At 62.9% G+C, this 7368-nt stretch carries 8 protein-coding genes; 4 read left to right on the top strand and 4 right to left on the bottom strand.

Annotated features, from left to right (window positions below):
• Positions 1-163: 163 nt before the first annotated feature.
• From QZ266_RS14555 to QZ266_RS14540, 4 genes are all read right to left on the bottom strand, one after another.
• Entirely contained in the window at positions 164-439 is a 276-nt protein-coding gene (locus tag QZ266_RS14555) for an HPr family phosphocarrier protein (protein WP_295696400.1), read from the bottom strand.
• Positions 436-843: a PTS sugar transporter subunit IIA gene (locus QZ266_RS14550; protein ID WP_295696398.1), complete on the bottom strand. Its 408-nt coding sequence runs from the start codon at positions 841-843 to the stop codon at positions 436-438. Before QZ266_RS14550 ends, QZ266_RS14555 begins: the two co-directional genes overlap by 4 nt.
• Positions 844-908: 65 nt before the next feature.
• A complete protein-coding gene (locus QZ266_RS14545; protein WP_295696396.1) occupies positions 909-2573 on the bottom strand; it encodes a stimulus-sensing domain-containing protein in 1665 nt (554 codons plus the stop codon).
• Entirely contained in the window at positions 2545-3255 is a 711-nt protein-coding gene (locus QZ266_RS14540; protein WP_295696394.1) for a response regulator transcription factor, read from the bottom strand. Before QZ266_RS14540 ends, QZ266_RS14545 begins: the two co-directional genes overlap by 29 nt.
• Before the next feature lie 168 nt (positions 3256-3423).
• On the opposite strand from QZ266_RS14540, the gene QZ266_RS14535 reads away from it, so the two are divergent.
• Genes QZ266_RS14535 through QZ266_RS14520 form a run of 4 tightly spaced genes read left to right on the top strand, consistent with a single transcriptional unit; the run spans position 3424 to position 6848 of the window.
• Complete coding sequence (locus QZ266_RS14535) at positions 3424-5124, top strand: hypothetical protein (protein WP_295696392.1); 1701 nt, start codon at positions 3424-3426, stop codon at positions 5122-5124.
• 46 nt (positions 5125-5170) lie between these two features.
• Positions 5171-5743: a DUF1214 domain-containing protein gene (locus QZ266_RS14530; RefSeq protein WP_295696390.1), complete on the top strand. Its 573-nt coding sequence runs from the start codon at positions 5171-5173 to the stop codon at positions 5741-5743.
• A complete protein-coding gene (locus QZ266_RS14525; protein ID WP_295696388.1) occupies positions 5740-6294 on the top strand; it encodes a DUF1254 domain-containing protein in 555 nt (184 codons plus the stop codon). The genes QZ266_RS14530 and QZ266_RS14525 overlap by 4 nt, the downstream gene beginning before the upstream one ends.
• Positions 6295-6350: 56 nt before the next feature.
• Positions 6351-6848, top strand: a complete 498-nt coding sequence (locus QZ266_RS14520) for a hypothetical protein (RefSeq protein ID WP_295696387.1) — start codon at positions 6351-6353, stop codon at positions 6846-6848.
• Positions 6849-7368 lie beyond the last annotated feature (520 nt).

The raw sequence follows: 7368 nt of genomic DNA, 5'->3' as shown, positions 1-7368 counted from the left end.
AGCTGCGGACCCGATGATGAGTTCGGAAGGCAAGGCCGACTATGCGCCTGGCGCGCCGGACATTGATGTCGACCGCACGCCGGTCGGCCAGGACTGACCGGATCCACCAAACAGAAAGCCCGCCATTTGGCGGGCTTTCTTGTATCCGGGTCCTGAAATGCGGTCAGGCGTCTTCGTGGAACCCGGCCTCGACCAGTTCGCAGAGACTGTCGGCCGCCGTCTCGGCATCCGGGCCTTCCGAGACTATTCCGATCACCGAGCCCTTCGCCGCAGCCAGCATCAGCAACTCCATGATCGAATCCGCATTCACGGTCTCGCCATCGCGCGAGACATGAATGGTGGCATCGAAACCCTGGGCCATTTCCACGAATTTCGCGGCGGCACGGGCATGCAGCCCACGCGCATTGCAGATGGTGACTTCGCGCGCAATTTGCGTCACTTGCCAGCACCTTCAAGAACATTCGAGGCGATCGCAATATAGCGCTTGCCCGCGTCCTCACCCATGCGCGAAAGACTGTCCAGGTCGGCCCGGGAGCGGGCTTCAGCCAGTTTGATCAACATGGGCAGGTTGACGCCGGCAATGACCTCAACCTTGCCCGGCTCGAGCAAGGAAATCGCCAGATTTGACGGGGTCCCGCCAAACATGTCGGTGAGAATCAGAACGCCTTCGCCGCGATCCGCATCCTCAATGGCCTGCTTGATGTCGCCGCGGCGCTTTTCCATGTCATCATCCGGCCCGATGCACACGGCCAGGAACGCATCCATCGGCCCCACCACGTGTTCCGTGGCAGCGACAAATTCATCGGCCAAACGGCCATGGCTGACTACGACGACTCCGATCATGAAAGCATCTAAACGCGGCTTGAGTTGGGGGGGAAGCGTCTTTTTGCAATCGAACCGGCAATTTGTCAGTCGACGGCATCTGCGGCTGGCAGTTCGACGGTGAAGCGCGCACCGACCACATCGCCATCCTGATTGCGACGGTTTCGGGCAATGATCGTGCCGCCATGCGCCTTGACGATCTGACGCGAGATGGCGAGACCGAGACCGGAATGGGTGCCGAATGCTGCCCCTTTCGGGCGCTCCGTATAGAAACGGTCGAACACGGCTTCCAGATTGTCCTCCGGTATACCGGGGCCCTGGTCATCGACATGGATCTTCAGACTGGTCCGCCCTTCCATCTGGCCACGCCGCAACGAGACCAGGATCTCTCCCTCTTCCGGCGAGAAGGTCAGCGCATTGTCGAGCAGGTTTCGGAACACCTGCCCCAGCGGATCACCGCGTCCAATCACCAATGCCGACCGGACCTGCTGGTCCAGCCGGATACTGGCCGGAAGGCTGCCCGCCTCATTGTAGGATTCGGCGAGCTCTGCGAGCAGGGTGGCGAGGTCGAAACGGCTGACATCCTCGCGCGCCAGCTCGGCATCAACGCGGGAGGCGCGGGAAATGTCGGTGATGAGACGATCCAGGCGTCCGACATCAGCCACGATCACGGCCAGCAGGCGGTCGCGTCGCTCCGCATCCTTCGCCTTGGGCAGGACTTCGACCGCCGAGCGGATCGAGGTCAGCGGGTTCTTGAGCTCATGGGCAACATCGGCAGCGAAACTTTCGATCGCGTCGAGCCGGTCATAGAGCGCCTCCGTCATGTCGGAGAGGGCGACGCCGAGCTCGCCGATCTCGTCATTGCGGCTGCGCAGATCCGGCATGGTGACGCGCCGTCCGCCGGCGCGCCTGGCTTCGCGCGCCGACCGCGCCAGGCGTCGGATCGGGCGGGCGATGAAGACGGTCAGGGCCAGTGAGGACATCGCCGTCACGAGGGCGGCGATAATCATGAAGGGCAGGAGAGCGCGGCGTTCGGCCTCGATCAATGTGTCCAGATCATAGGATTCGATCGTTACCACGCCGACGATGGCCCGGACCGGCTGGATCGGCAGGGAGACCGACACAACACGGCGACCATCGGTCTCGCGCCGCACCCCGGCAACCGCTTCACCATTGATGACCTGACGCACTTCGTCACGCAGGTTTCGCCCCATCGCCTCGCGTTCTTCGGAGGACCGCAGAAGATTGGCCAGCGCGTCGAGAATTTGCACCGGCAAAGAGCGGGCGCTCTCGGCTATCGGTGGACGCGGCGCACCGGGAGGCGGCAATTGGGTGGTCTCGAAGACATCGGCGAGGAGGTGGCTGTCGGCGACAATCGCGGCGCCCTTGTCGAAAACAATGACGCGGGATTCCTCGGGCACGTAGAGCTGGCGCAGGATGGCACGGGCATCTTCATTGCGCAGCGCCGGCGCCGGCGCGCCATCGGAAGCGCCTTCGGCGAGAACATTGGCGATCAGCTCGCCCTGGGCACGCAGGGAATCCAGCTTGGCATTGACGAGACCGCGACGGGTCTCGGTCAAGGCCAGCATGCCCACGACAAGAACGCCGAGAGCGACAAAATTCGCCATCAGGATAAGTTGAGCCAGCCGCGAAGACGGCCGCGGCGCGAGGCTGCGAAGCAGCGCCCCGGCTCGCCGCAGGCCCGACGTCGCGGAGCTGGTATCAGTCTTCTTTATAGCGGTAACCCACACCGTAGAGCGTCTCGATCGCGTCGAAACTCTTGTCGGATTCCCGGAATTTCTTGCGGATGCGCTTGATATGGCTGTCGATCGTCCGGTCATCGACATAGACCTGATCGTCATAGGCCGCGTCCATGAGATTATCACGGCTCTTCACATAGCCCGGACGCGTGGGGAGGGCCTGGAGAATGAGAAATTCGGTGACCGTCAGACGAACCGGCTCGCCCTTCCAGGAACAGGCATGGCGGTTCGGGTCGAGGAGCAGGCTTCCACGCTCGAGCGGCTTGCTGTCGCCCGGCTCGAGACCGACCGTTCCAACCGGGTCGCCGGACAGGCGTGCACGCCGCAGGACGGCTTTCACCCGCTCACCCAGCAGACGCTGGGAGAAAGGTTTGGCGATATAGTCATCGGCACCGAGATTGAGACCGAGCGCCTCGTCGAACTCGTCATCCTTGGAGGTCAGGAAGATGACCGGAAGATTCGAGGACTGGCGCAGGCGGCGCAGCAATTCCAGCCCGTCCATGCGCGGCATCTTGATATCGAAAATGCCGAGGTCCGGCGGATCCTCGGTCAGGGCGGTCAGTGCGGAGGCCCCGTCATTATAGGTCCGCACATGATATCCTTCGCCTTCGAGAAAGATCGAAACCGATGTGATGATGTTTTCATCATCATCCACGAGTGCAATCGTCGCCATGCCATCTCCGCGCGCTGACCCCGTCAATCGGGGCGCAAATTGATCCGCGTATCGGGACCATAGCCGCGGCCGGGCCGACACGCCAAGCTCCCTTGATGAATCAGGAGCATGGTTCACCCGGTTTTAAGCCTCTTTGTGCCATCAATAAGGCTCCAGGGGAGATGGTGCATGTCCGGCGACGTCCATTACGAAATCTTTTTCAAGAAGAACCGCAAGGCGGGCTGGACCCTCAGCGAGGCGCTGGAGGACCGTGACAAGGCTATCAAGCTGGCCACGGCGATGATCGCCAAGAACAAGGATTCCTCGGTCCGCGTGACCAAGGAGACCTTCAAGTCGGACCATCGCAAATTCCGTTCCGTGGCTGTCTTCGAGGGCGGCGCCGAGACGATGGGGGCGGAGGTCGAAAAGACCGGCGAAGCGCATCTGCCCTGTCTGACCCCGGATGATTTGTCCAAGCCGCACGCCCGCGACACGATCCGCCGGGTCCTGACCGGCTGGCTTGAGCGCATGCAGGCCATCCCGATGGAATTGCTGCACCGTCCGGACCTTGTGGAAAGTCTCGAAGCCTCGGGCACCGAACTCCAGCACGCGGTCCAGAAAGTGGCCATTGCCTCGGCCAGTGACAGCGATGCCGGCGTGCACGGCTATGTCAAACAGCTCAACGAGCTGGTCCAGAAATCACTGGCGCGCATCTACAAGGATGGTCGCGACCAGCGCCTGCCGGACTATCCGGCGAAAGCCAATTTCGCGGACATTGCCGGCGACATCCACAAGCGCGACCCCCGGGCCTATACCCTGCGCGCGGCCATGGCAGACCGCCTGCGCCATGAAAAAAAGTTCGGCGACAAGCTGGAGGTCCTGCTGGACATGGCTGACAGCATGCCGGCCGAAGACAGTGCCCGCAGCTTCGCACTCGACGAGGTGGACCACTATATCGCCGAGGTAATCGCCTTTGACGCCGGACGCGATGCCCTGCTCGGCAAATGCAAGGATCTGGGCGAAACGCTCGAACGCCTCTCCTGCCTGTTTGATGGCGACCATTCCGCCGACGCCCTGAATCTGGCCCCCAGCGCGGCGAAACGTCTGGCGCGGAAAATTCACGGCAAGGAATTTCCAGCCTGCCGCGCGACCATAGCAGGCTGCATCCTGAAAGACCTGGAACGCCCCAAGCGCCTGCGCCCCAGCAGCGTCCGCGATGAGGTACGCCTCGCCCGGGACCTGGCCAGCCGGCTGGTCATCTGCGCCGACAGCACCCTGCCCGCGGATGCCCTGATCAAGGCCTTCGGCTCACGCTCGGCCCGCCTCCTCCAGCCGGAAATCATCGACGAGCTGCTACGCCATTCGCGCGGGGCGGACGAGGATCTCGACCGTCTGATCGCCCTCGAGGAAAACCTCGTCGGCGAGAGCAACAAGCAGAAGCTGGCCGGCTATATCCGCTCAACGCTCGGCTCCAACCAGGCCGATGCCTGGTATGTTCGAGGCGATGCCAAGCCGCTGGAACGTCTGGCCAAGTTGACCGCTCAACAGGCCAAGGTCCTGAAAGGTGGGTATCCCGAACGCGACAAGCTCGAGCTCGCTGCCGGTTTTGACGCCATGGGCATGAAAGTCGTTGATGACAGCAAGGTTCTGAACATGGTCGAAGGCGGCGACCGACCGGCTCTGGACAAGGCGACCGGATTGCTGCGTCTCGCTACGGGTGGCGCCCTTCCGATCGGCAAGTGTTCCGCCGATGCCCAGGCGCGGGCCCTGCGGCATCTGAAATCGGCGGTCGGTTTGAGCGAGGCCCAGGCCGCGGACGGCCGCCCGAAATTGCGCCAGATCCAGGGCATGTTGCAGGAATTGACGATCATGCAGACCAAGACCGGTTGACGCTTTTTCGATTAGCCTCAGGCCGGAAACCGGATAATCTGCCAGCATGATGTTGCGCCATGTCCTCACTTTCATTGTCGGTCTTGCCACCGGCACGGCGCTGGCGGCGATTCTCGTCTTCAGCCCGATCGAGATTGGCGGCGTCAGCAATGGCCCCTGGATTACCAACCCGAATATTGGCTCCAGCGACGCCAACCCGCTCATTCGAAGCCTGGTCGCCCGGCGAGGCTTGCTGGCACTGACCCGCGAGGAGACGGTCTATTTCACCGCCACCCGCGACAGTTCAGGTCACAATCTGAGCGAACGCTGCGCCTACGAGATTGTGGGCGAGTCGCCGCCGGCGCGCTGGTGGTCGATCACCATTTATGATGAAGACAGCTTCCTGCCGCGCAACGGGCTCGACCGCCACGCCGCGACCAGCACGTCAGCGGCAACAAGTTCGGACGGCCACATCACCATATCGGTCGGACAGACCACGCCTGGCGCCATCGCCACCGAAAATGCCGGCCTGTTCTCGTTGACACTCCGCCTCTACCACCCCGACCCGATCGTGCTGGAGGCGCTGGACGATCTTGCCCTGCCGCGTATCGAGCGCCTGAGCTGCGAGGGCGACACATGAAGCCGTCCGCAGCCCTGCCCTTCCTGCCCTTCATCCTCGGCCTGGCGATCGGCGCCGCCATTAGTCTGGACCGCCTGCCCGGCCTTATCATGGGCCGCGCCATGGACCGGATCGAGACGATGGGTGCCGCGGCCGGCGCCGTGCGTCATGCCCCGCGGGTCACCGCGGAAAACCAGACCATTGTGCGCTCCAGTCCCGACATCCTCTATTCGGTTTGCCTCTTCGACCTCGCCGACGGCCCTGTTCGTATCGATGCGACCTGGCCTGCCGACGGCAATTACGCGTCGATCAGCTTCTACGACGCCAATACCAATAACTTCGCGGTGGAGAGTGATCGCGATGTCGATGCCGCCAGCACCAGTTTGATGCTGGCGCAGGGAACGGAGTGGCTGACCGTCCCGGATCTGCGCGACGGGGCCGACCGACAGGTCAATGCACCGACTACAACCGGCCTCATCCTCTTTCGCCGGGTGATCGATGCCACTACCGACCTCGACACCGCCGAGGCCGAACGTCGCGGCTTCACCTGCACCCAGATGGCCGATCAGTAATTTGCCTTTATCGGCCCGGCTGGCGAGACTTCCCGCTCAACTTGCTGGGGAAAGCCATGAAAACCACCCTTCTTGCCGCACTGGCCACGTCTGCGGTGATCGCCGCGCCGGCCGCGGCTGACGACACAGCCGACATCCAGACCGCCATTGACGGTCTCTACGCCGTGATTTCCGGACCGGTCGGAGAAGCCCGCGATTTCGACGCCATGCGCGAGATGTTCATGGAGGGTGCCGCGATGGGCGCCGTCGCCGCAGGCCCCGAGGGCAATGGTGCCGGCCGCGTCATCACGCTGGATGACTATATCGAACGCTCCGGCCCGTGGCTGGTGGAGAATGGTTTCACCGAACGCGCAACGCGCACCGAGATCGACCTGTGGGGCGAGATTGCCTATGCGCGCTCAGCCTATGAGGGCGTCAATGGCGTGACCGGCGAGGTTTTCCTGATCGGCGTCAACTACATCACCCTGTTCAAGATCGACGGCGACTGGAAAATTGCCTCGATCCTGTGGCGGACGGAAAGCGAAGACTGGCCGGTATCAGCTGCCTTTGAGTGATGGCCGCTTGATGCAGGACCGCTGACGCGTTGCCCCCCTTCCGCCTCTTGGGGCGCAGTCGCTTGTCCGGGAAAGACCCTGTTCTGGTGCCAATTTTGCGTCTCCCCGGTCCGGGAGACGCAACTTATCCCCGTTGCGCACCCCTGTCCGTCTCCCTTCGGAGACCGTGGCCGGAGGCCGGATGAGGGGAGAAACGCCCGCGATCACCGGGATTTACCCCTCACCCTGACCCTCTCCCGGGGGAGAGGGAAAGTGAGCTCTGCTAGAAAAATCAACAAGACTTATCCTCCCCCCTTACCCGCCGACACATAATACCCTCGGTTTTCGGGACGGGAGGCACGAGCTCAGTCACTTGTGCCCGGAAGCGAGCGGAGCCTGTCCGCGCCTCGGGAGTGACATCCCGAAGTTCCGGCAGGGCGTGCGACCAGGTCGCGGGGCACTAAACGACCGACCCCATCTACCTGACGCATTGGAATCGGGGTGGAGACAGCCCGGGAAAACTCCGCGAACGGGATGTCGA

The organism is uncultured Maricaulis sp. (genome assembly GCF_905480005.1).
Taxonomy (GTDB): Bacteria; Pseudomonadota; Alphaproteobacteria; order Caulobacterales; family Maricaulaceae; genus Maricaulis.
The sequence above is the reverse complement of the archived record's forward strand: the minus strand, read 5'-3'. Positions and strand labels throughout refer to the sequence as shown.